This window comes from Pseudanabaena sp. 'Roaring Creek' (assembly GCF_001402795.1).
In the GTDB taxonomy this organism is placed as follows: Bacteria; Cyanobacteriota; Cyanobacteriia; order Pseudanabaenales; family Pseudanabaenaceae; genus Pseudanabaena.
Map to the genome: position 1 here is coordinate 1 of NZ_LIRE01000455.1, position 1,257 is coordinate 1,257.

Consider the following 1,257-nt stretch of genomic DNA (forward strand, 5'->3'; position numbering starts at 1 on the left):
CCACCTGAGATTCGCAGGGCGATTTACACCACCAATGCGATTGAGTCAATGAATAGCAGTTTGCGGAAGGTGATTAAATCTCAACAGATTTTTCCTCCCTTGGTCAGTGAGCTTGTCGAACTGATGAGGCTGCTTTCAAGCTGGTTTATTTGGCGATGCGGAATATTTCTTTCGTAAACGAAGATGACAGTATTGGTGTTCTCTATCTAGTCACTAGCGACCTAACAATCACTTACAAGCAAATTACAACAATCTACCGTAAACGCTGGGGTAGTCCTAAAAAGGAAAGGGTGGAGGAAAATATCCAGATAGTTGATACAAAGTAAAGTAATGTCAGAAGCAATGCCATCCTGTCCATCCTGCCAGTCCGTATCCGTGGTAAAAAACGGCAGTACACGACATGGAAAACAAAATTATAAATGTCGGGACTGTGGTCGTCAATTTGTAGAAAATCCACAGTGGCAGAGAGTTTCAGAGCGTACCCAAGACACTTATGACCTTCTTGAGAAACTACTACTAGAAAAAATCCCACTAACTGGAATTGCCAGAGTCCTCAAGATCTCAGAACGATGGTTGCAGAGTTACGTCAATCATAAATATGAGGACGTAACTAAACAGGTTGAGGTAGAACAAAAAACAAAGCACCGTTTGACCATACAGATGGATGAATTGTGGTCTTTTGTGGATAACAAAGGCAATAAACAGTGGATATGGCTTGCCATTGATGCCGAGACGCGTGAAATTGTGGGTTGTTACATCGGTGATCGCTCTGGCGAATCGGCTCAGAAGTTATGGGAATCCTTGCCTAGTGTCTATCGCCAATGTGCGGTTATTTACACTGATTTCTACACAGCTTATCCAGTTGTCCTGCCCTGTAAACGTCATAGGGCAGTCGGTAAAGAAACGGGAAAGACCAACTATATTGATAGATTCAACTGTACGTTACGTCAACGAGTATCAAGACTAGTTAGAAAGACCCTATCCTTTTCTAAAAAGTTGGAAAATCACATCGGAGCCATTTGGAATTTTATTCATCATTACAACGCTTCTTTGCCTGCTCGTTCATCCTTTCCTTTTTAGGACTACCAACGCTGGAAAGTTGAAGAATATCACAAGTCTTTGAAGCAAAATGTTAGTCTATCGAAATCGCCGACCAAGACAGTTGACAGTCAAGCCAATCACTTCTTTGCATCTTTGTGGGGATATGTGAAATTGGAGGTTCTTAAACTCAATTCTAAGCTCAATCATTTTGCTCTC

Annotated in this window: 1 protein-coding gene and 2 pseudogenes; all 3 read left to right on the forward strand. The window is 41.8% G+C overall.

Going from position 1 to position 1,257, the window contains the following annotated elements:
• Positions 1-170, forward strand: a pseudogene (locus AC805_RS25655) (transposase); the annotation flags it as partial.
• Positions 171-330: 160 nt separating this feature from the next.
• Complete coding sequence (locus AC805_RS14570; RefSeq protein ID WP_055076091.1) at positions 331-1,080, forward strand: IS1 family transposase; 750 nt, start codon at positions 331-333, stop codon at positions 1,078-1,080.
• A gap of 3 nt (positions 1,081-1,083) precedes the next feature.
• A pseudogene (locus AC805_RS26875) lies at positions 1,084-1,257 on the forward strand (IS701 family transposase); the annotation flags it as partial.

Excerpts from the sequence above, each read along its gene's own strand:
- AC805_RS14570 (WP_055076091.1), top strand. The coding sequence starts at position 331 with ATGTCAGAAGCAATGCCATCCTGTCCATCCTGCCAGTCCGTATCCGTG.